Source organism: Cognatundibacterium griseum (assembly GCF_014284195.1).
GTDB lineage: Bacteria > Pseudomonadota > Gammaproteobacteria > Burkholderiales > Burkholderiaceae_D > Undibacterium > Undibacterium griseum.
In genome coordinates, this window is the sequence record NZ_JACOGC010000003.1 from 1 (window position 1) to 24,491 (window position 24,491).

Annotated in this window: 21 protein-coding genes; 5 read left to right on the forward strand and 16 right to left on the reverse strand. The window is 53.6% G+C overall.

Annotated features, from left to right (window positions below):
- Nucleotides 1-358: 358 nt before the first annotated feature.
- Nucleotides 359-3,022, reverse strand: a complete 2,664-nt coding sequence (locus H8K27_RS08300; protein ID WP_186862738.1) for a TonB-dependent receptor — start codon at nt 3,020-3,022, stop codon at nt 359-361.
- Between the two features lie 905 nt (nt 3,023-3,927).
- Here H8K27_RS08300 and H8K27_RS08305 point away from each other — a divergent pair.
- Entirely contained in the window at nt 3,928-4,674 is a 747-nt protein-coding gene (locus H8K27_RS08305; protein WP_186862739.1) for a YoaK family protein, read from the forward strand.
- A 128-nt stretch (nt 4,675-4,802) separates the two neighbouring features.
- On the opposite strand, the gene H8K27_RS08310 is transcribed toward H8K27_RS08305, so the two are convergent.
- Both H8K27_RS08310 and H8K27_RS08315 read right to left on the reverse strand, forming a co-directional pair.
- Entirely contained in the window at nt 4,803-5,117 is a 315-nt protein-coding gene (locus tag H8K27_RS08310) for a hypothetical protein (RefSeq protein WP_186862740.1), read from the reverse strand.
- A gap of 260 nt (nt 5,118-5,377) precedes the next feature.
- Nucleotides 5,378-7,063, reverse strand: coding sequence for a peptide chain release factor 3 (locus H8K27_RS08315; RefSeq protein ID WP_186862741.1), 1,686 nt, complete (start codon nt 7,061-7,063; stop codon nt 5,378-5,380).
- A 227-nt stretch (nt 7,064-7,290) separates the two neighbouring features.
- Between H8K27_RS08315 and H8K27_RS08320 the strand changes: the two genes are divergently transcribed.
- Together H8K27_RS08320 and sppA are read left to right on the forward strand one after the other, a co-directional pair.
- Complete coding sequence (locus H8K27_RS08320) at nt 7,291-8,304, forward strand: S1/P1 nuclease (RefSeq protein WP_186862742.1); 1,014 nt, start codon at nt 7,291-7,293, stop codon at nt 8,302-8,304.
- 36 nt (nt 8,305-8,340) lie between these two features.
- Entirely contained in the window at nt 8,341-10,200 is a 1,860-nt protein-coding gene (gene sppA / locus H8K27_RS08325) for a signal peptide peptidase SppA (protein ID WP_186862743.1), read from the forward strand.
- Nucleotides 10,201-10,287: 87 nt separating this feature from the next.
- Here the strand turns inward: sppA and H8K27_RS08330 are convergent, their stop codons facing one another.
- The 4 genes from H8K27_RS08330 to H8K27_RS08345 form a co-directional block, all read right to left on the reverse strand.
- Nucleotides 10,288-11,994 (reverse strand): long-chain-fatty-acid--CoA ligase, encoded by a 1,707-nt coding sequence (locus H8K27_RS08330; protein ID WP_186862744.1) that lies wholly within the window; start codon nt 11,992-11,994, stop codon nt 10,288-10,290.
- Nucleotides 11,995-12,255: 261 nt separating this feature from the next.
- On the reverse strand, nt 12,256-13,482 hold the full coding sequence (locus H8K27_RS08335; protein WP_186862745.1) for an acyl-CoA dehydrogenase family protein: 1,227 nt from the start codon (nt 13,480-13,482) through the stop codon (nt 12,256-12,258).
- Between the two features lie 64 nt (nt 13,483-13,546).
- Entirely contained in the window at nt 13,547-14,314 is a 768-nt protein-coding gene (locus tag H8K27_RS08340) for an SDR family oxidoreductase (protein ID WP_329604383.1), read from the reverse strand.
- A gap of 37 nt (nt 14,315-14,351) precedes the next feature.
- Complete coding sequence (locus H8K27_RS08345; protein WP_186862747.1) at nt 14,352-15,086, reverse strand: histidine phosphatase family protein; 735 nt, start codon at nt 15,084-15,086, stop codon at nt 14,352-14,354.
- Between the two features lie 93 nt (nt 15,087-15,179).
- Here H8K27_RS08345 and H8K27_RS08350 point away from each other — a divergent pair, with 93 nt between their 5' ends.
- Entirely contained in the window at nt 15,180-16,118 is a 939-nt protein-coding gene (locus tag H8K27_RS08350; protein ID WP_186862748.1) for a LysR family transcriptional regulator, read from the forward strand.
- A gap of 48 nt (nt 16,119-16,166) precedes the next feature.
- On the opposite strand, the gene H8K27_RS08355 is transcribed toward H8K27_RS08350, so the two are convergent.
- The 8 genes from H8K27_RS08355 to rpsP all read right to left on the reverse strand — a co-directional run bounded on the left by H8K27_RS08355 (nt 16,167) and on the right by rpsP (nt 21,908).
- Nucleotides 16,167-16,508 (reverse strand): DUF3579 domain-containing protein, encoded by a 342-nt coding sequence (locus tag H8K27_RS08355; protein ID WP_186862749.1) that lies wholly within the window; start codon nt 16,506-16,508, stop codon nt 16,167-16,169.
- Nucleotides 16,509-16,800: 292 nt separating this feature from the next.
- Nucleotides 16,801-17,862 carry an acyltransferase family protein gene (locus H8K27_RS08360; protein ID WP_186862750.1) on the reverse strand — a complete coding sequence of 354 codons (1,062 nt, stop codon included), beginning with the start codon at nt 17,860-17,862 and terminating at the stop codon, nt 16,801-16,803.
- Between the two features lie 103 nt (nt 17,863-17,965).
- A complete protein-coding gene (locus H8K27_RS08365) occupies nt 17,966-18,916 on the reverse strand; it encodes a CobD/CbiB family protein (protein ID WP_186862751.1) in 951 nt (316 codons plus the stop codon).
- Between the two features lie 153 nt (nt 18,917-19,069).
- Nucleotides 19,070-19,738, reverse strand: coding sequence for a CoA pyrophosphatase (locus H8K27_RS08370; protein ID WP_186862752.1), 669 nt, complete (start codon nt 19,736-19,738; stop codon nt 19,070-19,072).
- 88 nt (nt 19,739-19,826) lie between these two features.
- Entirely contained in the window at nt 19,827-20,210 is a 384-nt protein-coding gene (gene rplS, locus H8K27_RS08375; RefSeq protein ID WP_186862753.1) for a 50S ribosomal protein L19, read from the reverse strand.
- A gap of 131 nt (nt 20,211-20,341) precedes the next feature.
- Nucleotides 20,342-21,076, reverse strand: coding sequence for a tRNA (guanosine(37)-N1)-methyltransferase TrmD (trmD, locus tag H8K27_RS08380; RefSeq protein ID WP_186862754.1), 735 nt, complete (start codon nt 21,074-21,076; stop codon nt 20,342-20,344).
- A gap of 23 nt (nt 21,077-21,099) precedes the next feature.
- The gene (rimM, locus tag H8K27_RS08385; protein WP_329604367.1) at nt 21,100-21,642 is read right to left on the reverse strand and encodes a ribosome maturation factor RimM; all 543 of its coding nucleotides are present in this window, start codon (nt 21,640-21,642) and stop codon (nt 21,100-21,102) included.
- Nucleotides 21,643-21,656: 14 nt separating this feature from the next.
- Nucleotides 21,657-21,908 (reverse strand): 30S ribosomal protein S16, encoded by a 252-nt coding sequence (gene rpsP, locus H8K27_RS08390; protein ID WP_176802558.1) that lies wholly within the window; start codon nt 21,906-21,908, stop codon nt 21,657-21,659.
- A gap of 170 nt (nt 21,909-22,078) precedes the next feature.
- Between rpsP and H8K27_RS08395 the strand changes: the two genes are divergently transcribed.
- Complete coding sequence (locus H8K27_RS08395; protein WP_186862755.1) at nt 22,079-22,489, forward strand: NINE protein; 411 nt, start codon at nt 22,079-22,081, stop codon at nt 22,487-22,489.
- 96 nt (nt 22,490-22,585) lie between these two features.
- On the opposite strand, the gene H8K27_RS08400 is transcribed toward H8K27_RS08395, so the two are convergent.
- Nucleotides 22,586-24,376, reverse strand: a complete 1,791-nt coding sequence (locus H8K27_RS08400; RefSeq protein WP_186862756.1) for an acyl-CoA dehydrogenase — start codon at nt 24,374-24,376, stop codon at nt 22,586-22,588.
- Nucleotides 24,377-24,491 lie beyond the last annotated feature (115 nt).

A 24,491-nucleotide genomic window follows, 5' to 3' on the forward strand; every position in this document is an offset into this window, starting at 1 on the left:
GATTTCGACGAGTTTGGTTCCTAGTCCATTGACCAGGGCGTACACCAGTACGACGTGAAAGGCTATGACCAGCCCTATCCCCAGAAATTTCTTTCCGGGTTCTTGCTGGCGATCTGAAAAATCCATTCCGGCTGTCTCCTGTTACATTGAATACGGTAAAGCACGGCATGACGGGCACTGCCGGTCACACCGTTGTGTTGCATCGCTGATGCACAAAACTGATGTCATCCATGCTGCCTGTGTGGCTTCGCATTGCAGGGATGAGATCAATTCTGAATAAAAAAATGGCGGAGCAGAGGGCGCTCCGCCATATCAAGGCTCACTCACAAGAAGCCGTTAAGACACAGGTTTAAACAACTCAGATTTTTGCGCGGATACCAAAATAAATCTGGCGGCCGTTTTTATAGAATGCACGAGGCTGATCCGGCGTTGTGGCATAAGACTTGAGCATAGGATTATTCAGGTCTTTTCCTTCCAGAGTCAGGCTGATGTTATCAGTCAGGTTGTATCCCAGCGATGCGGATACGGTACCGACGGCATCCTGATAGATCGCAGAATTACGATCGAGACCATTCAGGAAAGCAGAGCGGTAGTTGTACTGAATACGCGCATTGAATTTGCTGTTTTCAAAATACGTACCGAGGTTGTATGAGTTTTTAGATGTGCCGACCATGCTGCAATCACCGGTTGTCGCGCAGGCAGATCCCGGTGCTTTGCCGGTTTCTTTGCCATCCGCGTAAGTGTAGTTAGCAGTCACACCAAAACCGTTACCGAAATCCTGGGTGTAGGCAAGTTCAAGACCCTTGACTTCTGCGGTCGTGTTCAGCGCTGCACTCATCTTGTAATCGGTATTGGCTTTCTGTGCGTAGTTATAGAAAGACTGTACGTAAGAACCATAAGTCACGTAGGAGTCCATCGACATATTGAATACACCGAGGGACAACATGGACTTAGGTGCAAAGTACCATTCAACACCAGCGTCAAAGTTGTTGGAACGGATTGGCTTCAGGTTAGGGTTACCACCGGAACCGGTCATCTGCGTATCGAGCAGACTCAGCGCTGCCAGCTGACCGAAGTCAGGACGCGCCATAGTACGGCTGACTGCAAAACGGCCGACCACTTTGTCAGAGATATCCACACGGAAGTTCGCGCTTGGCAGGAAATCTGTGTAGGTATTTTCTGTCACGATCGGTGCCCAGACTGCATTCTGGGAACCGTTCTCGACGTGCTCTTTGGTGCTGACAACCCGCACACCGAAATTGCCGGATACCCGCTCAGCATTGAAGTTAGCCATCGCATAGGCAGCCTGCACATCTTCCTTCACGCGGAATTCAGACTGATAAGCATGCGTATTGAAAGTCACATACTGATTTGCCCATGCTGTCACAGAGTCGCCAGTCAATGTCCAGGTGCCGTTCAGCACATTTGGCAGGCTGGAATTGAGTGTCGTCACTCCGTTCGGCGCGCTGGATGTCAGCGTACCGGCAGGGGCGACGGTACCCGCCAGGTTAGTCAGGTTACGTTCGTGCGAGGCAAAGCGCGCGCCGAACTTGATACTGTGCAGCACGTCATTACCGGTTTTGAACAAACCATCAAACTGACCGTAGGATTCTTTATCAGTCGCCGTCACGTCCGACGCCCAGCCACCGATAGGATTATTCGGACGGAAGGTCAGCTGATTAGAACCCGGCACGATGATCTGCGCAGGCTGGCTCAGGCCATACACGGAAATGCTGCCGCCAGAGTAAGCGTTCCAGACTTCATAACCGATATCGCGTGTATAACCGGTGCCTTTTGTCTGCCCCACTTTACCGGTGAAGGACAGGTCTTTGTTTGCCTTGTAAGAGACATCCAGATTGACGAAACGGGAATCACTGTAAGAGCCTGGGCGGACAGCAATATCCTGTACCGTCGTGGACATCGAAGAGCAATCCAGTCCGGTCGGGCAGGTGTTCGGCAGCGTCAGGGATGTGATGGTGTTGCCAACAATAGTCCAGGCAGATGGTGCCACGCCGTTTTTACCCGACCAGCCATTCGTCATTGCCGAATATGGCGCAAACATCATGTTGCGGTTAACGTTCGATGCTTCCAGCTTGGAATAAAAACCGCTCAGATCAAACATCAGATCCGGGTTGACCTTGTACTGCAGGTCCATCATGCCGCCCTTGGTTTCGCGTTCTTGCGAGAACTGGGCAGTACCGGTCAGCAGAGAGATATTCTTGCCGACCACTTCCGGATGCGCCTGCACCCAGCCTGAGCCATCATAGCCAGGCACCATTTTGTCCCACCACAGGAATTCCTGGCCATCGCGCAGCAGCGAACGCTTCTGGTCGAATGCCTGCACCATGATGCCCATGCTGTTGTCGTCATTTTTCCAGTTCACCAGACCACTGAGTTGCGCATTGTTTTTACCGGACAGGCTGGAACGCACGCCTTCCACGGAACCCATGGCAGACAATTGCTGCTTGAAGTCCAGCGGTTTGCGGGATTCAATGTCCACGCTACCGGCAGCACCACCTTCAATCAGATCGGCCTGAGAAGATTTATGCACCGTCACGCGGCCAATCAGTTCAGAAGGAAACAACGAGTAGCTGACGCTGCGGCCACCGCCGGAGATATTGGCCGCATACCAGTCACCGCTGGATACGGTATGGCCATTGAAGGTAGTCAGCGTCAGTGCAGATGGCGTGCCGCGCAGGGAAACACGGTCGTTTTCACCGAATCCGCCTTCGGTACCGCCGGCTGTCGCAACGTTGACGCCGGGAATGCGCTGCAGCGAATCTGCCACGTTTTTATCAGGCATCTTGCCCACGTCTTCTGCCGTGATCACCTCAACCAGCGACTCCGCATTCCGCTTCTGATTGATCGATTGTTGCAGCGATGCACGGATACCGGTCACGACCACTTCCTGCGGCTTGGACTGATCCGCCTGCTGCGCCTGCGCCGACATGGATGCGCCCAGAACCAACAGCGCCACTGCTGACGCAATGGGCGTCAAACCAGGTTTTGAATTACGTTTCATTTACTCCCCCAAGATTTTCTAAATCAATTTCAGTCTGCTGATAACCGATTGCAGCCAACATCAGAACTGATCTCTCACCGATTAAAAAACACCAACGCTTTACCACAAGACAAATCCACTTCAAATCCACTTTTGCTGAATATCCATGGTCTTACTTTTGCCGTCACTGACTTCCTGAGCATACTGAAGCAAGCGGATACAACGGGTACAGGTACTGCAAAATCCTCTTCAGAAAAGAGAACATCACAGCATCAGGCAGGTTATTTAATTATTGTCACTCCACCCTTCCCCTGTTTTCTGAGGCATCCCAGAATCATCGTGAAACTGACCGATGATGTTCAGAAAACATCGGATGAGGCTCACTTTAAGTAGCCCAAAAGTGGTTGTCAAGCGGTATCTACGTGGTATTAACAATGCCAATATTGGTATTAATTATATGTCTCAAATAATACCAATAACTCCTTGTTTTCATTTAATTATTTTGTAAATTTTTAATTTTCATTTTCAAAGTGGTCTGTTTAGTTTTCCCAACAGACGGATATGCACAGACATCCGCTGCATATCACCCGGCGGCATTTCTGCCGCATGTCCGGCGAACAGCAAAAACCTTGACTGCCACACGAATAGCGGTGCGCCTGAAGGCAGCATGCAAGTCGGCGCCAGAGCGGTCTGCGCACCGTGCCGGCCAGTATCCGGACGCATATCATGAGAAAATTTTTGCAGTGAAACAGGACTGCGCCACACCCTATCAGGAAAGCTTCATCGCACCTATATGACATTGATATTTCAAGTGGCATTAATGTGTTCTTGCAGATTAACTACAAATCAATCTGACAGAATCTGCATCGTGAATGCGCTCTCGGTTACACTGAAACTGAAACAAGACTTTTATCAGAGACCACATCATGCCCATTCACTATCTGGCGAAACTGACTTCTCCGAAACGCACCCCGCAATCCAATATGCATCTGGGCATTACGCTCGCATTTGTTGCCGGTGCCATGAATGCCGGTGGTTTTCTGGCTGTCGGGCAATACACTTCCCACATGACCGGCATGCTTTCCAGTGCAGCGGACGATCTGGTGCTGGGCAGGCTGATGCCGGCGTTTGCCGCCCTGTTCCTGCTGGTGGCCTTTGCATGGGGTGCTGCCTGCACGGCCCTGATGGTGAATTACGCCAGACGCAACCACCTGCGCTATCTGTACACACCGGTACTGTTGCTGGAAGCGACACTGCTGCTGATTTTCGGTCTGGTCGGCACGCGCCTGCAGGAACATGCCGTGGTCACCGTTTCATTCACCGCAGTCTTGCTGAGCTATCTGATGGGTTTGCAAAATGCGCTGATCACGAAAATCTCCAGCGCCGAAATACGCACCACGCACGTGACAGGTCTGGTAACGGATATCGGGATCGAACTGGGAAAACTGATTTACTGGAACAAGAACAAAGATGAATTTCATCCTGAACAGGAAATCGGCGCCAATATGCAAAAGCTGCGTTTGCATCTTCGCCTGGTCGTCGCCTTTTTTTCAGGCGGCGTACTGGGAGCGACCGGGTTCAAGCATCTGGGATTTATCTCCACGCTGCCATTAGCCATCGCGCTGATTATTCTGTCGCTGGCACCAAGTATCAAGAAGCAGCTCTATACCTGAAGCAACAAACAGGCGATCCAGCGCCAGCCTATGATACTGCGCCAAAACACCCATAAAAAAACGCCTGCATTCCGGCAGGCGTTCAGTTAGTGGCAGCAGGCTGACAAGCGCGTCGCCCGGCCTTCGTTTCAGAAGGAAGGCAAATCAGCCAGACGCGGAGTACGGCCATCTGCCGGTTCCAGATCTAGCCCCTGCATTCCGTCGGCATACCGCACTCCTGTGACTTTGGGTCCCAGTACAATGCCCTGATCGCCATTCAGTTTGATAATGACTTCATCGCCGTTCGCAATGGTATTAAGCACAGTCCCGACATCCACTTCCTGCGGCTCATCCACCATCGCAGGCGGCATCACCTGCCCGCCTTTACTGCGCCCCCAGCGTACTCTGGCAACACGTTCACCACTCTCATCAAACCGGACTGCCTCAATAAAAAATAATGCCATGATGAACCTCCTTGCCTGTTTTCAGAAAAAGCACCCAAAGCGGATTGGTATGAAATAGCCTGCTGCGGAAATATGACCTGGCTATGACATGCAAACAGCAGAAAAACTGCGTCGCACTCAATGCATAGTAGCAAAGAAAAACAGATTTTGAAGCGCGATCTACAAACTCATTTTCAAGCCCAGTCAGCAAGCGGCCCACAGCGAAGAACTCCTCTGCGGGCCGCATGGAAAGCCGCAGATGCTGCGGCAGATTGTCAGGGTTATGCCAGTTTTGCCGCGTGTTCCCGCGTCGCGTGGAACACCACGCCGGGCCAGCGTTCCTGAGTCAGTTTCAGATTGACGCCAGACGTCGCCAGATACGCCATATTGCCCGCCGCATCGTAAGCAAGATTGGCACCGGCGCTGGATTTCTCGAAGTCCGCCAGCATCTTCTTATCATCACAAGTGATCCAGCGGGCACTGGAAATGCTGGTGCCTTCAAACACTGCGTCGACGCCGTATTCATTCTTAAGACGACTGGCAACCACTTCAAACTGCAACACGCCGACCGCTCCCAGAATCAAATCACTGCTGACCACCGGTTTGAAAACCTGTACCGCCCCTTCCTCACCCAGCTGCTGCAAGCCTTTTTGCAATTGTTTGATCTTCAGCGGATTGAGAATGCGTGCAATCCGGAAAAAATCCGGGGCAAAGTAAGGAATGCCGGTAAATTGCAACATCTCGCCTTCTGAAAAACTGTCGCCGATCTGCATGTTGCCATGATTCGGCAAACCGATGATGTCGCCGGCATACGCCTCTTCCACCTGTTCGCGGGAAGACGCCATGAACGTCACCACCGATGAGACCTTAATATCGCGGTTCAGACGCAGATGTTTCAGCTTCATGCCACGCTCAAAGCGACCGGAACAGACGCGCAGAAAGGCAATACGGTCACGGTGCGCCGGGTCCATATTGGCCTGGATTTTAAACACAAAACCAGAAAAAGCCTGCTCATTCGGCTCGACTGCCCGCACTGTCGCATCGCGGTCGCGCGGCGGCGGTGCCCAGTCCAGCAGCGCATTCAGAATTTCACGCACACCGAAATTGTTAATCGCCGATCCGAAAAATACCGGCGTCTGGACACCTGCCAAAAAGTCTTCCAGGCTGAACGGATGTGACGCACCATGCACCAGTTCCACTTCCATTTTCAGTTGATCCATTTCCAGCGGGAACATTTCCTGCAAGCGTGGATTATCAATCCCTTTGATGACTTCAAATTCCTGATCGGCGCGTTCGCTGCCCGGTGTGAACAACAGGATTTCGTCTTTCAGAATGTGGTACACACCACGGAAATTCTTGCCCATGCCGATCGGCCAGGTCACTGGTGCGCACTGAATCTTCAGCACAGATTCCAGCTCATCGAGCAACTCCAGCGGATCGCGGGTTTCACGGTCCATTTTGTTGACGAAAGTGATGATCGGTGTGTTACGCATGCGGCAGACGTTCAGCAGCTTGATGGTCTGCTCTTCCACACCCTTGGCGGCATCAATCACCATCAGCGCCGAGTCCACGGCAGTCAGCACGCGGTAGGTGTCTTCCGAGAAATCCTGGTGGCCCGGCGTATCGAGCAGGTTCACCACGTGATCGCGGTATTCAAACTGCATAACCGACGATGCAACCGAAATGCCGCGCTGCTTTTCAATCTCCATCCAGTCTGATGTGGCATGGCGTCCGCTTTTACGCGCCTTCACGGTTCCCGCCAGCTGAATCGCGCCGGAAAACATCAGGAGCTTTTCTGTCAGGGTGGTTTTACCCGCATCCGGGTGGGAAATGATGCCGAAAGTACGGCGCCTTGCCACCTCGCGACGGATCAGGTCTTTCGACGGTGCATGGGAAGGCGCGGAAGGCGCAACTGTCTCCGCTGCAGATTCAGGAGTATCATCAGGAGATTCGTGAGTGGTGTTCATTGCAGATGCCGCAAAAATGGGAGAAAAACGTACAAGTTTAGCGTTTATTGGAAGGGAAGTCGAATTACCATTACAATAATGACATGTTCGCTGGAACCAAGCCGGGAAATGTCGATCAGAACATCGCCTGCCCCTGCCTCTGGCACGGGGGGTATCGTTACCGCCCATCCATAGTATTGTCATGTGGCACGACTAACATGGTCATTTTCTCAGCTCATTAATCAATTATGAAAAAGCTTTTCATCTCCCTTGTCATGACAGCTGTTGCTGCTGTCCCTGAAACCGGTTTTGCCTGGGGCGCAGACGGCCACCAGTCGGTCGGCGCGATTGCCGACACATTGCTATCCGGCACCATAGCGGGAGCCCAGGTCAAGGCCTTGCTGGGTGAGCAGACGCTGGAAAAAATGTCGGTCTGGGGGGATTGCGTCAAAGGGATTGCGCCGGAAAAAGATTTTGCCTACACCTCGGCTGGCCGTTACCCCGAATGCGCGCCGTTTGAAACCTCAAACGGTATTGCCGCTATGGCAGATTACGTCCGGCGCAATAACACCGCATGCAACCCGGCAGCCGACGAAGAAACCTGCCACAAGCAATATCACTACGCTGACGTCGCCCTGCAGCATGAGCATTACAAAACCGGTTATGCCGGCACCAGTGACCACGATATAGTTCATGCGATCCGCGCTGCAGCGCTGGTACTGCAGGGGAAACAAGCGCCAGCTCCGTTCTCCTTCAAGGACAAGCAGGAAGCGCTGGCTTTGCTGACGCATTACATCGGTGACATTCATCAACCGCTGCACGTCGGCTCCGTGTTTCTGGACGCCAGTGGCAATCTGGTTAATCCTGATGATACTGGTTATGACCATAGCAGCAATACCGTTGGCGGCAACGCGCTGCAATGTCCATGCGGGAATCTGCATTCATTGTGGGACGACCTGCCGCTGCCATACAAACGCGGCCGCATGAACGAAGCACTGGTCAAAAAAGCGCGCCTGGTTCCGCTGACACAGGGATCCCCGGAACAGTTACCGGCAGCGTGGGCTGATGATGCCATTCGTGACGCCAGAAAACTGTTTGCCGGCACGCAATTCAGCAAAAGCACACCCAATTCGCGCGGCAGCAACTGGTCCATCGCCCTGCCGCTGGAATATGAAAAAACCATGTTCTCCATGAAAGAAGACGCACTGGCCCGCGCCGGTGCGCATCTGGCGCAGATTCTGCAGGCAATCTGGCCGGAATAATTCCGCCCGCAACCGTTTAACTCATCAAGGAAAGCTATGCGTTTTACTCCATTTCGCTGGATAGGCCAAGGTTTCAGATTTCTCTGGCGCGCCCTCGATTTCAGCCGGCGGGTGTTTTTCAATCTGCTGATCCTGCTTGTACTGATCGGTGTCATCGCAGGCATGCTGACTGGCGGCACCAAAAAACTGGACGACAAGACCGCACTGATCCTGGACCTGAAAGGCACGCTGGTCGAGCAGCACTCTGGCAATGCGCGGGAAGCCCTGCTGGCAGAGGCGCAGGGCAACGCCAAGAAGACGACGCAATTGCGCGATATCCTGAGCGTGCTGGAAAGTGCTGCCAGGGATAACAAGATCAACAGTGCCGTGCTGTTGCTGGATGACATGGGCGGTGCCGGTTTGCCGATGCTGCGCGAAGTGGCCGCTGCGATAGACCGTTTCAAGGCAAGCGGAAAGACAGTGGTGGCGTGGGGTTCCAGCTTTGATCAGAAACAATATTTTCTGGCAGCGCATGCCAATGAAGTTTATCTGCATCCGATGGGCAATGTGCTGCTGACCGGATTTGGCCGCTACCGGAATTACTACCGTGATGCACTCGATAAAGTCGGCGTGACGGTAAATCTGCTGAAGGTCGGCACCTACAAGAGCTTTGCCGAGCCTTACGTGGCAAACGAACCCTCTGCCGCGGCACTGGAAGCGGAGAGTTTCCTGTACAACGGTATGTGGAAAACCTACACGGACAACGTCGAAAAAGCCCGTAAACTGCCTGCCGGCAGCATCATGCAGGGCATTAACCAGTTGCCGGAACTGATGAAGGCTGCCGGTGATGACAGCGCCAGACTGGCACTCAACCTGAAGCTGGTCGACGGCCTCAAGACGCGCGATGAACTGCGCGAGCTGATGCTCAAACGTGCAGGCAGGGATGAGCAAAACAAGACCTTCCGCCAGGTGGCGTTTGACGAATATCTGGCACGCGTCAAGCCGCGCCTGTTTGGCGATGCAGTCGGCGTGGTGGTGGCAGCCGGTGAAATCAGCGAAGGCATTGCGCCACCAGGCGCCATCGGCGGCTTATCCACCGCCAAGCTGATCCGCAAAGCACGCGAAGATGACAATATCAAAGCCGTCGTGCTGCGGGTTGATTCGCCCGGCGGCAGCGCTTTCGGCTCGGAACTGATACGGCGTGAACTGGAACTGACGCGTCAGGCTGGCAAGCCTGTCGTGGTTTCCATGGGTGACGTTGCTGCTTCCGGCGGCTACTGGATTTCCATGTCGGCGGACGAAGTGATTGCCGACGAAGCGACCGTCACCGGCTCTATCGGCGTGTTTGCGATTTTACCGACAGCGGAAAAAGCCATCGACAAACTGGGCATCCATACCGGCGGCACCACCACCACCTGGCTGAGCGATCCTTACAATCCTCTGCGTCCGCTGAACCCGCAATTTGGTGCGCTGGTACAAAGTAGCATCAATCATATTTATGCAGAATTCACCGGCAAGGCCGCTGCTGCCCGCAAAACAACAGCGGACAAAATCGATCAGGTGGCGCAGGGCCGCGTCTGGACCGGCGCACAGGCCAAAGAACGGAATCTGGTCGATACCGTCGGCACCTATCAGGATGCCCTGAAGTCTGCAGCTACCCGGGCGCATCTGGGCAATGATTACCGGGTCAGCTATATCGAGCCGGAGCCGTCAAAATTTGACCGGCTGTTTGATCTGTTCGGTGCGCAGGTTGCGCAGGTGCTGCGCGAGCAGTTTCAGGTCGCGCTGGTACCGTCCGGCATCCCGCCTGCTGCGGCGACACAGATGGCTTTCGATCTGCGCTGGCTGGCAGAGTTGAATACGCAGGGTAAGGGCTATGCAGCCATCACGCATTGCCTGTGCCGCATTAACCCCTAGCATGCATCCGGTGCATCGCGCCGTTCTGAGTCAAATAAAAACGGGGAGCCGCAGCTCCCCGTTTTTATTTACGCGCATCCGTCACGTTCAGGCAGAAACCGCCTGACGCTTTCTGGCTTCCTCATCGTACAACTCTTTTTTGGACAGTTTCCCGACCGGCGTCTTGGGTAGTTCGGCGCGGATTTCCATCGCCTGCGGCATCTCATGTTTGCCGAGTTTATCGCGTAAAAAATCTTTCAGTTCATCAAAGCTGAAAGGCGCATGTCCGGCCTTGAGTTTGATAAACGCCTTGGCGGCCTGACCCCGATAATCATCATGAATGCCGATCACGCTGACCTCTGCCACGGCAGGATGCTGGTACACCGCTTCTTCGATATTCCTCGGATACACGTTATAGCCGCCGGACAGGATCATGTCCTTGGTGCGGTCAACGATATAGACGAACCCATCCGCATCCATGTAGCCGACATCACCGGTACGGAAAAAGCCTTCCTCCGTAAAGGCATCGCGCGTGGCTTCCGGCTTATTCCAGTAGCCTTTCATGATATTCGGCCCCGACACGCAGATTTCGCCGCGCTCGCCGATGCCGGCATATTTACCTGGCTCGTCGATGCTAGCAAAGCGGAACCGGATACCCGGTGCAGGCAGGCCGCAGGAACCGGCTTTGCGTACACCGGAGACCGGCGTGAATGTGCCGGTTGGCGAGGTTTCTGTCATGCCCCATCCTTCCAGCAAGGTGCAACCTGTCAGATTCTGGAATTGCTGCAGGACTTCTGCCGGTAACGGTGCGCCGCCGGAGTTGCAGAATTTCAGCGCGCTCAGATCATATTGGCGAATGTCGGGATGATGAATAATCGCGGTGTACATAGTCGGCACACCGGGAAAAACCGTGATTTTTTTCGCCGCCAGATCCTTGACGACCGCATCCACATCGAAGCGGGTATGCAACACGATTTCCGCGCCGATATGAATCCCGAACAGCATATCCACCGTCAGCGCATAGATATGAAACAGCGGCAGCACGGCGAGCAGGCGCTCCTGTCCCGGCTCCAGCAAAGGCGGCACGGTATGGGTGGTTTCTATGATCTGGCTGCAGGCCGCTGTGAGGTTGGCGTGCGTCAGCATGGCGCCCTTAGGCAGGCCAGTGGTGCCGCCGGTATATTGCAACACGGCGATCGTCTCTGCCGGATCATCAACCGTCACGGGTGTATAGCGGCCATCGTTTGCCATCAGTTGCGCAAACGACAGGTGCTGTGCGTCGTCAGGTATCGCGCAAAGCTGTCCGGCTTTGTCCAGATTGGCACGCACAGCCTCCGGATACGGAGACATCTCTGCAATATTACCGATAATCAGTTTCTGCAGGCGGGTATGGCCGAGCATCTTTGCCATTTGCGGATACAGCATCACCATGTCGAGTGTGACCAGAAAATCGGTATGGCTGTCTTCGATTTTATGTTCCAGCACTTTTTCCGCATCCAGCGGAGAGTAATTCACCACGGTGCCGCCTGCCTGCAAAATCGCAAAAAAACTGATCACGTAATGCGGCGTATTCGGCAAAAACAGCCCCACATGCACGCCGGGCTTCACCCCCAGCTGCTGCAAGCCCGCTGTCGCACGGTCTACCAGTGTTTGCAGTTCACGGTAGCTGATGCGTTTTCCCATGAATTCCAGCGCAGGCAAATCCGGCCACTGCTGCACCGCCCGGTGCAGTAATTCCGGCAAGGAAGTGATAGGTAACGGCGCATCCCAATGCACGCCGGCGGGATAGGATAAGGTCCATGGTGTGTTGCTCATTTTGTCTCCTGATTTTTATGATTCGGAAAATAAAGCGCAATGGAACAATACTGCTGTTATATACCTTAAATATACTCAGGGGGAGTATTTTTTAAAGCCATTTATTTACTTAGTCAACCGGCCAGTTTTTCTACATACTCCCTGATTATTGAATAATTGAAGCAATTTTTCCCTGTCTGCAGAAGCCTTCGCGGCAAAGGCGAAAAGCCGGCAATCTGCCGGCTCTCCTGCACTGAAATCTTGTCTGTCAGACCCGGACATTTAACGGGGTGGCAGATATTTTTTCAGTTCCATCTTGCCGATCTGGTTTCTGTGCACTTCATCCGGACCGTCTGCCAGGCGCAGGGTGCGCGCCTGGGCGTACGCATACGCAACGCCGAAATCATCCGACACCCCGCCGCCGCCGTGCGCCTGAATCGCCCAGTCGATGACCTGGCACGCCATATTCGGGGCTGCCACCTTGATCATAGCAATTTCTTTGGCGGCGGCTTTGTTGCCAACCGTATCCATCATCTGCGCCGCATTCAGCACCAGGAAGCGCGCCTGATCGATCAGGATGCGGGCATTCGCAATCCGCTCCAGCGTCACGCCCTGCTCGGCAACGCGCTTGCCAAATGCGACACGGCTCAGCGAGCGTTTGCACATATCTTCCAGCGAGCGCTCCGCCAGACCGATGAGCCGCATGCAGTGATGAATCCGGCCAGGCCCCAGACGACCCTGCGCAATTTCAAAACCACGGCCTTCGCCGAGCAGCATGTTGGCAGCCGGAACCCGGACATTCTCAAACAGCACCTCGCCATGCCCATGCGGTGCATCGTCATAGCCGAATACCGGCAAGGCGCGCAGCACGGTCACGCCCGGCGTATCACGCGGCACGATGATCATGGATTGCTGCTTGTGACGGTTCTCATTCTGCGGATCGCTTTTACCCATGAAGATGAAAACCTTGCAGCGCGGATCATTGGCGCCGGACGACCACCATTTGCGGCCATTGATCACATAATCATCGCCATCCCGCACGATCGAGGCTTCGATGTTGGTCGCATCAGACGATGCGACTGCCGGCTCCGTCATAGCAAAGCAGGAACGGATCTCGCCGTTCAGCAAAGGAGTCAGCCATTGCGCCTGCTGCTCCGGTGTGCCATAACGCGCCAGAACTTCCATATTGCCGGTGTCCGGTGCAGAACAGTTAAACACTTCGGCAGACCACAGCGCACGCCCCATGATTTCACACAACGGCGCATATTCCAGATTGGTCAGTCCGGCGCCCTGATCCGACTCGGGCAGGAACAGATTCCACAATCCGGCTTCGCGCGCCTTCGCCTTCAGCTGCTCGACGATGCGGGTTGATTTCCAGGCATCTCCTGCCTGGCGGTTAGCGGCAATTTCTCCGAAAAATATCTTTTCGTTCGGATAAATATGTTCATCCATGAAAGCAAGCAAACGTGCCTGCAATGCCTGGACTTTAGGGCTGTATTGAAAATCCATGATCTTTCCTTTTTGGTGAAATCCGGAACGTGAAAGCAGCGCCGGTCTGCGTATTCAAAATCATTCAGCTGACCAGATAACCGCCGTCAACATTGATACAGGCTCCGGTGGTATAGCTGGATGCGGACGATGCCAGATACAGCACCGTGCCTGCCATTTCTTCCGGTTCGGCAATGCGCTTCATCGGGATTCTGGTCAGTGCTTTTTCCAGAATCACCGGATTGTGAAACAGTGCGGAAGCAAACTTGGTATCGGTGGCGCCGGGCAGCAGCGCATTGACCCGCACGCCCATTGCCGCACACTCCTGTGCGAAGGATTTTGTCATCGCAATGACTGCCGCTTTGGTGATCGAATAAATGCCCTGCAGTGCGCCGGGAATCACGCCATTCACGGATGCCACATTGATGATGCTGCCGCCGCCATTTTTTGCCATCAGCTTTGCTCCGGCAGAGCACATGAAGAAATAGCCGCGGATATTCACATCCACCGTTTTCTGGAATGCACCGACATCGGTATCCGTGATATGACCGAAGTGCGGATTGGTGGCGGCATTATTCACCAGAATATCCAGCCGGCCATGCGCGGCGATGATATCGGCAAACAGCGCATCGATCTGCGCCATTTCACCGATATGGCAGGCGCGTGCTTCGGCCTTGCCACCGGCTGCGGTGATCGCATTCACGACCGCTTCGCAGGCATCGGCCTTGCGGCTCGATACGATCACATGCGCGCCGCGCGCCGCCAGGGTTCTGGCGATGGATTCACCGATGCCGCGGCTGGCACCGGTGACCAGAGCGATTTTTCCGCTTAAATCAAACATATCCTTCATTATTTTTTCCTCTTGCCGCTGCGGCTTGGTCAGACTTCCGTTAAACGTAGGTAATTGATTGTGGGTGATTCAATACTTCGAGATGCGCAAAATTATTCAGGTAAGCCAGCGCCAGCCGCGCCGGTTTGTCGGGGGTGGCTAGTTGCAGATGCAGGCGCGTGACCGCGCTGTTAACCAACGACCAGTTCAGCTCGGAAAATTTGGCATCGGGGTAACCCAGCACATGCTGGCAAATAGCTGAAATCGTTCCGCCGGACGTAAAGATAGCGATATTTTTTGCCCCATCGGCCAAGTCAATCTGGTGTTGCAGGGCGCGGACGCAGCGCTGCTGAAACCGGTGCCAGGTTTCCGTGTATTCCTGATCAAACACGCCGGACATCCAGCGCGTGATCGCTTCTGAAAAAATATCCTGAAATGCCTGCTTGCCGTTCGGGGTATGCATCAGAAAATGTTTGACTGCCGCCGGATCGTCAAAGGCCGGCACATGCCGCGCCAGCACTTCATGGTGGTTGTATTCGTTGAATCCGGTATCGGTATGCCAGTCTGCCGTCATCAGCTGATCCTCGGCCACTCCGGCACGCTGTGCCATGCATGCCAGCGCACTCTGACGGTGACGTTGCATGCCGCCGGTGACGACACGGTGAATCTGCAAACCACGCTCTGCCCACCAGCGTCCCAGCTGCTGTGCCTGAGTCTGTCCGAGGCCGGACAGCTGGTCGTAATTCTGACTGCCAAATGACGCCTGGCCATGCCGTACCAGATAAATCTGTGCCATATTTTTCCTGTTCCGCCTTCATCTTTGTCTGAAGTGTAAGACTGTGGCTATAATTGATCAAATGAATAGTTATTATCGGATATTATTAATTTCATGCATATATCAAGAGTTGATCTGAATCTGTTCACAGTATTCGAAGCCATCTACACCGAAGGCAGCGTTACCCGTGCCAGTCAGCAGCTGCATCTGACACAGCCCGCCATCAGCCATGCTTTAAACCGGCTGCGCCAGTTGTTTGATGATCCGCTGTTTATCCGGCAAGGGCAAAACATGGTCTCAACGCCATTGGCGCGCAGCATGATTGAACCGGTACGGCAGGCATTGCGCGGACTGGAAATCACTTTGAACGAAAGCGGTAAATTTGACCCGTCGCTGGCCAGCAAGCAGTTCAACCTGGCATTGCGGGACGTATTGGAATCCACCGTCCTGCCGCCGCTGCTGGAGAGCATCACCGGGCAGGCGCCACAGATCAACCTCGCGGCAATCCAGGTAGAGCGGCGGGAACTGGTCAGCGAACTGGCTGCCGGCACGCTGGATGTGGCGATTGATATGCTGCTGCCCTTACCCAGCGATATCCGGCGCCAGCAGATTTCACGTTACACGACGGTCGTACTGGCCAGGCGAGATCATCCGGTGGTGCAAGGCAAACTTGATCTGGCGACCTACCTGCAGGCGGAGCATATTCTCGCCAGCTCACGGCGCAAGGGAATGGGGCTGGAGGATTTTGAACTGAGCAGACTGGGGCTGCAAAGACGCGTCCGGCTGCGTTGCCAGCATTATTTTGCGGCTTGCCGGGTTGTCAGCCAGACCGACCTGCTGCTGACCATGCCGGAAGGATACGCCCGCATTGCCAATGAACAGTTTGACAATCAGATTTTACCGCTGCCAATCAGCATGCCTTCGTGGGACGTCTATCTGTACTGGCATCAGAATGTGGATAATGATCCGGCCAATCGCTGGTTGCGCGAGCAGATCATGCAGGCATTTGACACGGAACCGTCAGCAACACGGCCAGCAGAATCATCAGGCTGAGCACGGCTGGCAATGTAATGAAAGTGAATGGCAGCGGCGTCCCGCCGGTCAGGAGGTTTTCTTCTCAGGCGCGTCCGGCAACAGGCAGGCGTCGATAATTTGCAGGTTATTGTCTTTGGCGAAATTCAGGACGAAATGGTAGGCCAGCGGCTCGATATCGCGTATTGCCTCATTCACGACCACAGAGCGAACGCCGTTGAGCAAAATCGGCCGCACATAAGGCGAATATTGCAGATGCGAATGCCGTCCGCCATCCGGGCTGAAGCAGGACATCGCGCCGCAAAGACGCTCCGCCCAATCGCTGGGACGGAACTGCTTTCCATCGTTGGTCAGCCCCTGAATGAAAAACTCTTTGACTTGCTGAGGATGCGTTTTTTTGGAATCGGCCATGTGCTCGGCTCGCTATGAAGCAACATTGAAAAAAGCAGGGTGCCATTATGTGACGTCCAGCTTTCTAAATACCTCAGTATTATATCTTATAGAAGACTTGCCTGAACCCTGCGATGCAGATAAATCTCAGTCACCTCATCCATGAGGCTCAGATTATTAATACTTATCCAATATAGCGTATTTACCCGCATAGTAAAGCAGCTTCAGATTTCAAAAAAATATACTTTTAATGATATTTGAACGAAGTTATTAACAATAAAAAGAGAAATAACAAAGTTGCAAATTCCAGGCATCACTTCCTGTGCGGCAGCAGCATCGCCGACAACAGACCCGATCGCCTGCTCGCCGCCCAGAGCAACAACGGCAGCGCCACTCCCAGAATCAGGCCTGCCAAGGCATTACCGGCATTCCAGTGCACGTATTTTTCCAGCACCGTGAATACTTTCCACTCGATCCAGGAATGGAAAATCAAAATAAACAGGCTGCCCTGACCAATGTAGCCGACCATCGCGGCAACTGCCGGAAATGCAGACAAATACGCAGAGACTGAAAGAACGATGTATATGCCGGAAACAGCCTGTAATGTACAGATCAGCAGACTGCCATAGTGGCGCAGATGCAGGTCTATCGTTTCATCAAAAAAATAATGCAGGGTAATGAACAGACTGAGGGCAGCCATCAGTCTGCCAGACTGCCAGCGGCTGCCGGAGACTGCTCCCTGACAGGCATAACCGGCCAGAATAAAGGCGGTGCTGATGCCGATGACATCAAGACTCCAGGGCAATCCCGGAAATCCGGTCTGTGCGTCGTTCAAGTAGGTATTCATGGCCGACCAGTCGCGCTGATCCAGCAACGCTATCCACTGCAGCACTTGCCAGCCGGCCAGCAGCAACAGAATCGCCATCAGCCAGATGCCGGCAGTTTCATAGCGGATGAAACGCTGCAGCGACGGCAGGCGCAACAGCGCACCTGCCAGCAACAATGCCAGCAACAGATGCGGCAGATACCATAAGGGGACCCATTCAATCGTATTTCCTGTCGCATAGATCATGCCGCTGAAATAGCTCAGCCAGTCCGCCTTCCCCTGCACAATACGGGTCAGCCCCCATATGGTCAGTACGGACAGATACGGCTTCAGGAGAGCTTCACTGCGGGAAATGGCAAAAGACCGCCATGCGCCACGATTCTTCAGAACCACGCCTGAAAGAAAGAAAAAAAGCGGCATATGGAAGGAAAAGATCACCCGGTACAGCTCACCATGTTCGTGGGCGACCAGCCAGTTATGGCCGAGCACCACGCAGATGATGCCCAGACCTTTGGCAATATCAATCGCCGGAGAGCGCTCAGAGTGCATATCGCCCCGGCTGGCCGTTCACCGGCAACAGAAAAAAGCAGCGAAGGAAAAATACCGGACAGAAAGACATGGATTGCCAGGATTTGCCTGCCATAAACAGTGCTTAAATCCAGACAGCGAAGGACAGCAATAACAGCAGCAGCATCCACAACAGCAGAGCGCGCCAGACCAGCCCGACGGCACTCTGCAAAGCACGCGGCGAGGCTTCTCCGCCCGGCTGGCTTTCAAGGTCGAGACTGTCTACATCCACCGCACTGGCATCCGCCTGCAGGACCATCGCTTTTTCTTCCGGCTCGCCAAGGCGAACGCCCAGCGCACCTCCGCCGGCAGACAAAATAATGCCTACCGCCTCATCGCTCCAGCGATCCGCGTAATTACGCCATGAATATACGGCATCTTCAAAATTACCCACCACAGCGAAAGCGACAGCGGTCAGGCGTGCCGGAACCCAGTCGATCCAGTAAAAAATTCTGGCGGCATACATGCCGAATTCCTCATTCTGCATATGCTCCGGCTCAGTCCAGGCCCGGGCCAGATATTCGGCCACACGGTACATCACGGCACATGCGGGGCCAACCGGCATCAGGAACCAGAAAAACACGCCGAACACATTTCTGTGCGTGGCAATCAATGCGCGTTCGACTGCCAGCCGGGAAATTTCCGACACATCCATATCACTGGTATCGCGGTGTATCCATTCCGACAGATAGCGCCGCGCAGCATCTTCGTCGCCAGAACTCAGCGCCAGCTGAATGGAAGTGAAATAATGACTGTAACGACGAAAGCCCAGAGTGAGGTAAACAATCAGCACATTCCAGGCAAATGCGGCAAACGGACTCAGTCGCAGGCAAAGCCAGTAAATCAGCGCCACGGGAACCGACAGCAAACCAACAACCAGCCACCACCCCATTCTGCCGTGCTTCACTTTACCTGCATTGAACGATGCTTCAATTCTGTTTGCCAATGCCTGTATCTGCATGTAGATAGGATTATCTGCACGCAGTGGTTTGAGTTGTTCTATCAACAGGGCAAACAGAATGGATATAAATGTCATGATTAATCTGACGCACTTCGTTTCTGACAGTGGTCATGGAAGAATTTGCTAATGCGGCAAGTGTAAACCGATTTCCGCAGATTATGAAGCTTTGTTCACCCTGCAGGAGAAGCGGAACCCATTTCATCGACACAGCGGGGATGCATCGTCATCTCAGGCACGCAGGAAATGGAACAGATTGCGCAACATGCCGGCTGTTGCTCCCCAGATGAAATACGTGTCAAAAGGCATTGCATAGAACATGCGCTGGCCGCTGCCATCCGGCATCTGAAATACACGGCGCTGGTGATGGCGTCCATCCATCAGAAAGGACAACGGCACCTCAAACACAGACGCAACCTCACCCGGGTCTGTCATCACGTCAAAGCCCGGCGCAACCAGGGAAACGACCGGACTGACCTCATAACCCGTGCCCGTGCGGTAGTCAGGCAGTCGCCCCAGCACTTCTACATGCCTGCGGTGCAAACCCACTTCTTCTTCAGTTTCCCGCAATGCGGTTTCTACCGGACTCAGGTCAGATGACTCAACCCGGCCACCGGGAAAACTGATCTGCCCGCCATGATGCTGCAAATGCGCAGCTCGCTGCGTCAACAACAAAGTCGGCTCATCACTGCGCATGACAATCGGAATCAGCACCGACGCCGGGCGAAATACCTTATTCTGCGCCAACAGCTCTTCGTTATTGAATTCAGGCGTCCATACCGGGGGATGAGAAAACCGCTGCCGCAAAAAGTCAGGCGTCAGACGTTCGGGAACAACTGCCGGTTCATTGGCAATCGAATCAACCGGCAAAGATTCAGGATCAAAAATCAGCTTGCTCACGAATCAGGCACTCAGGCAAATAATCGGAAATCAACAATATAAAAAAAGGGACGCCGGAGCATCCCTTTTTTGATGGCAATAACAGATATTACTCTGCTTTTGCAGCAACAACCTTACGTGCTGGCAACTTCTCTTTAATACGAGCAGATTTACCGGAACGCTCACGCAGGTAGTACAGCTTAGCGCGACGTACATCACCGCGACGCTTGACTTCGATCGAAGCGATCAGTGGAGAGTACAACTGAAATGTACGCTCAACGCCTTCGCCGGAAGAAATCTTACGGACGATGAAGTTAGAATTCAAACCACGGTTACGACGGGAAATAACAACACCCTCGTAAGCCTGTGCACGTTTGCGGTTACCTTCAACAACGTTGACGTTAACAACAACTGTGTCACCTGGTGCGAATTCAGGGATATTTTTGCCGAGGCGAGCAATTTCTTCTTGCTCTAATTTTTGGATCAAATCCATTTTTATACTCCGATAACCATCTTGCCGACGCTGCAGAAATCTCTGACTGATGCCCGGTAGAGGATGGGACTAAACATGCGTATGCCAGACCAGCCGGATACGCGCTTTGATTCCTGAATCAACAGGAAAACCTACAAACTGCTTAAAAACTTTTCATCGGCACGGGTAAGCAATCCCGCTGACCGCGCCGCCTGAATCAGGTCAGGACGCTTGCGCAAGCTGGCTTCCAGTGAACGCTGCCGACGCCATTTCTGAATTTCCGCATGATTCCCGCCCATCAGAACAGCCGGAACCGGCTGCCCCTCAAACACATCGGGCCGGGTATAGTGCGGACAATCCAGCAAGCCATTGACAAAACTGTCTTCCACTGCAGAAGCATCATCATGCAACACGCCGGGGAGCTGTCTGATGACAGCATCCATCAGCGCCATCGCCGGCAACTCACCGCCGGAGAGGACAAAGTCCCCCAGACTGACTTCTTCATCAACACAGCTATCCAGCAAGCGCTGATCAATCGCCTCATAACGCCCGCACAGCAATATCAGGCTGGGCATGGCGGAAAACTCCATAACCCGCTGATGCGTCAGAGGACGTCCTTGCGGCGACAGATAAACAACTCTGGACGGACTGGCGTGACGCTGTTTTGCTGCCTGAATCGCAGCCTGCAGGGGCTTTGCCAGCATGACCATGCCCGGACCACCACCGTACGGACGATCATCTACAGTACGATGACGATCCGTTGTGAAATCACGCGGATTCCACAATTGCAGCCCGCATTTATGCTGCTCAAATGCACGTCGCGTCACACCCGACTGGGTAATGGCAACGAACATCTCGGGAAACAGCGTGACAACATCAAACTGCATATCTGCCTTCTGACTTCACCGGCTTAATAATCAACACCCCAGTCAACCTGAATGGTGCGGGCAACCTGATCCACATGTTTCACAAAGTGATCCACGAAAGGAATCAGGATTTCATGTTTATGCAACTCGGTTTCAGGCACGTCGTGGGCAGCAACACGCAGAATCGGGTGCGCACCGTTGTCCATCAGATCCCGGACGATGCCGAGAGGCTGGCCTTCCAGGTTTTCTACCGACAAACCCAGCAGATCAACCCAGTAAAACTCATCTTTGCCCAGAGCAGGAAAGAGTTTGCGGGAAATACTGACTACCGCACCCTTTAATGCTTCAGCGGCACTCCTGTCAGCAACGCCAACCAGGCAGGCAACCACATCCTCGCCATGATTTTTTGCTTCGAGACGCTCTATGCTCCGCAATTCCGGCTTATTGATCCACCAGTTTTTAGCGGACAACATTGCATCTGCATCACGCGAGTAGGGACGGATTTTCACCCATCCACGAACACCAAACGCTCCTGAGATATGCCCGACAAGGACTAAATCATCAGGAACAGGCAGTTCTACCGACATCAGCGACAACGCAATTACGCTGCTGCTTTACCAGCCTGAGCAACCAGACGGGCAACTGCTGGCGACAACTGTGCGCCAACGCCTTGCCAGTAAGCCAGACGGTCTGCTGCAACACGCACTTCTTCAGCATTGCCGGAAGCGATCGGGTTGTAAAAACCGATACGCTCAATAAAACGACCATCGCGACGATTGCGGGAATCAGTTGCAACGATATTGTAGAAAGGGCGCTTTTTTGCACCACCACGAGCTAAACGAATAACGACCATAATATTTCCAAAAAATGTTCTAAACGCGGAAAAAGCTGTAGATTATAGCCCGCTTCAGAAGAAACAAGCAAGGAATATCCCACCGTAGCCCATAAAACGTGTGCATCTCAACACAAACACCCTGATTCAACTACAATCCTCGGACTGCCGATTGCAACAATTGACTTGAAATGACTCACAAAAATAAAACATTAGCAACATTTTTAGCTGTCATAACTGGCAGCCTCGGCGTTCATCGTTTTTACCTTGGAGGCAAACGCGACCCATGGGCCTGGCTGCACCTCGCCAGCTTGCCACTATCCCTGCTATGGAGCCATTATTTTTTTGGATGGCCCACCCTGCTGACCTACAGCCCGCTGCTACTCTCTTTTTTTGCCGCCCTTCTGGAAGCACTGGTGACCGGCCTCACACCTGATGAAAAATGGGATCACCGTCACAATCCGGCATCCGACCGAACCAACAACTCCTCCTGGCCGCTGGCCTTGCTACTGGTACTGACAACCGGTCTGGGCGCCACGGCACTGATTGCTGTCATAGCCCGCGCTTTCGATTTGCTTTACACAGGCGGCGCTTACGGCTGAACCGCGACAGGCAATACCTGCCAGCGAGTAATATTAAATAAAAAAATGAAAAAAATGGCCCGGCAAATTACCGGGCCATTTCACTAGGCTTCAGCTTCAGAACATATCTTCCGGCAAAGCCAGCACACCGGCACTGCCATCAACGATTGCAGAACGCAGTCCTTGCGCTGCAGACAGGATATGGTCAGCAAAAAAACGGGCTGTCGTAATTTTTGCCTGATAAAAGGCTTTATCACTGTCGCCCGATTGCAGTTTTTGTTGTGCAATCAATGCGGCACGCGCCATCTGCCAGCCACCCAGCACAATGCCTGCCAGTTTCAGGTACGGCACACTGCCCGCAAATACACCCTTGATGTCTTGCTTGAAATTCGCAACCACATAAGCCACGACATCTTCCAGCGCAGTAGAACCCGCCGCCAGTTGCTTCTGGATAGCCAGTAATTCAGGCTGATTCGTTGCTGTCAGTGCAGCTTCTGTTTCACGGATATGCGCAATCAATGCCCTTGCCGTCGCGCCGCCATCCCGTGCTGTTTTACGCCCGACCAGATCGTTGGCCTGAATTGCCGTTGTGCCTTCGTAAATTGTGAGGATTTTGGCATCGCGGTAATGCTGTGCCGCACCGGTTTCTTCGATGAAACCCATCCCGCCATGCACTTGTACGCCTGTCGATGTCACATCCAGCGACATTTCAGTCGACCAGCCCTTGACGATAGGAACCAGATATTCATACACAGCCTGATTCGCTTTGCGTGTCGCTTCATCCGCATGATGATGCGCAATATCGCTCAGTCCGGCAGCCACATACGCCAGTGCACGCGCTCCTTCTGTTTGCGCGCGCATGGACATCAGCATACGGCGCACATCGGGATGATTGATGATCGCCACAGGACCGGCGGAGCCAGCCAGATCACGCGACTGGATGCGGTCTTTGGCATACTGCACGGCTTTTTGATACGCGCGCTCTGCCACACCGATGCCTTGCATACCCACACCGAAACGGGCTGCATTCATCATGATGAACATGTATTCCAGACCACGGTTTTCTTCACCGACCAGCGTGCCTATCGCGCCGCCATGGTCACCGAATTGCAGCACCGCAGTCGGACTGGCTTTGATACCCAGCTTATGCTCAATCGATACACAGTGTGCGTCATTGCGCGCACCCAGACTGCCATCGGCATTGACCAGGAATTTCGGTACGATAAACAGGGAAATACCCTTCACACCTTCCGGCGCATCCGGTGTGCGTGCCAGCACCAGATGCACGATATTTTCCGCCATATCGTGTTCACCATAAGTGATGAAAATCTTGGTGCCAAAAATTTTGTATGTACCGTCACCCTGAGGAACGGCGCGGCTGCGCACCATCGCCAGGTCGGAACCCGCCTGTGGCTCCGTCAGATTCATGGTGCCGGTCCATTTACCGGAAATCAGATTTTCCAGATACATCGCCTTCTGCTCATCACTACCGGCTGTGAGCAAAGCCTCAATAGCGCCATCAGTCAGTAATGGGCACAGTGCGAATGAAATACTGGCTGAGTTCAGCATTTCTATGCACGGTGTCGCGACCAGCTTCGGCAAACCCTGCCCGCCAAACTCCTGCGGATGCTGCACACCCTGCCAGCCGGCCTCGCCGAACATCTTAAATGCTTCCTTGAAGCCTTTGGTGGTAAACACCTGCCCGTCCTGCCAGTAACTCGGTGCTTTATCGCCTTCCCAATTCAGCGGCGCGACCACTTCGCCAGCAAATTTGGCATTTTCTTCCAGCACCGCCTCAACCGTTTCAGGCGTGGCGTCTTCACAACCGGGTAAAGCATTCACTTCCGACAAACCGGCGAGTTCATTGATCGCGAACAGCATGTCTTTCACAGGTGCGACATATGTCATGGCATTTCCTAAAAATAGAAAAGAAAAAGGACAGAATCAGCAATGTGTCACAACAACAAAAACACTGCTGTCAATGGCGCGACAAACCACTCATTCTGTCCAGTCAGGGCCGGAT

Excerpts from the sequence above, each read along its gene's own strand:
- rplS (WP_186862753.1), bottom strand. The coding sequence starts at position 20,210 with ATGGATTTGATCCAAAAATTAGAGCAAGAAGAAATTGCTCGCCTCGGC.
- H8K27_RS08335 (WP_186862745.1), bottom strand. The coding sequence starts at position 13,482 with ATGGATTTTCAATACAGCCCTAAAGTCCAGGCATTGCAGGCACGTTTG.
- H8K27_RS08350 (WP_186862748.1), top strand. The coding sequence starts at position 15,180 with ATGCATATATCAAGAGTTGATCTGAATCTGTTCACAGTATTCGAAGCC.
- sppA (WP_186862743.1), top strand. The coding sequence starts at position 8,341 with ATGCGTTTTACTCCATTTCGCTGGATAGGCCAAGGTTTCAGATTTCTC.
- H8K27_RS08345 (WP_186862747.1), bottom strand. The coding sequence starts at position 15,086 with ATGGCACAGATTTATCTGGTACGGCATGGCCAGGCGTCATTTGGCAGT.
- H8K27_RS08355 (WP_186862749.1), bottom strand. The coding sequence starts at position 16,508 with ATGGCCGATTCCAAAAAAACGCATCCTCAGCAAGTCAAAGAGTTTTTC.
- H8K27_RS08315 (WP_186862741.1), bottom strand. The coding sequence starts at position 7,063 with ATGAACACCACTCACGAATCTCCTGATGATACTCCTGAATCTGCAGCG.
- trmD (WP_186862754.1), bottom strand. The coding sequence starts at position 21,076 with ATGCAGTTTGATGTTGTCACGCTGTTTCCCGAGATGTTCGTTGCCATT.
- H8K27_RS08300 (WP_186862738.1), bottom strand. The coding sequence starts at position 3,022 with ATGAAACGTAATTCAAAACCTGGTTTGACGCCCATTGCGTCAGCAGTG.
- H8K27_RS08365 (WP_186862751.1), bottom strand. The coding sequence starts at position 18,916 with ATGACATTTATATCCATTCTGTTTGCCCTGTTGATAGAACAACTCAAA.
- H8K27_RS08395 (WP_186862755.1), top strand. The coding sequence starts at position 22,079 with ATGACTCACAAAAATAAAACATTAGCAACATTTTTAGCTGTCATAACT.
- H8K27_RS08330 (WP_186862744.1), bottom strand. The coding sequence starts at position 11,994 with ATGAGCAACACACCATGGACCTTATCCTATCCCGCCGGCGTGCATTGG.
- rimM (WP_329604367.1), bottom strand. The coding sequence starts at position 21,642 with ATGTCGGTAGAACTGCCTGTTCCTGATGATTTAGTCCTTGTCGGGCAT.
- H8K27_RS08360 (WP_186862750.1), bottom strand. The coding sequence starts at position 17,862 with ATGCACTCTGAGCGCTCTCCGGCGATTGATATTGCCAAAGGTCTGGGC.
- H8K27_RS08305 (WP_186862739.1), top strand. The coding sequence starts at position 3,928 with ATGCCCATTCACTATCTGGCGAAACTGACTTCTCCGAAACGCACCCCG.
- H8K27_RS08320 (WP_186862742.1), top strand. The coding sequence starts at position 7,291 with ATGAAAAAGCTTTTCATCTCCCTTGTCATGACAGCTGTTGCTGCTGTC.
- rpsP (WP_176802558.1), bottom strand. The coding sequence starts at position 21,908 with ATGGTCGTTATTCGTTTAGCTCGTGGTGGTGCAAAAAAGCGCCCTTTC.
- H8K27_RS08400 (WP_186862756.1), bottom strand. The coding sequence starts at position 24,376 with ATGACATATGTCGCACCTGTGAAAGACATGCTGTTCGCGATCAATGAA.
- H8K27_RS08310 (WP_186862740.1), bottom strand. The coding sequence starts at position 5,117 with ATGGCATTATTTTTTATTGAGGCAGTCCGGTTTGATGAGAGTGGTGAA.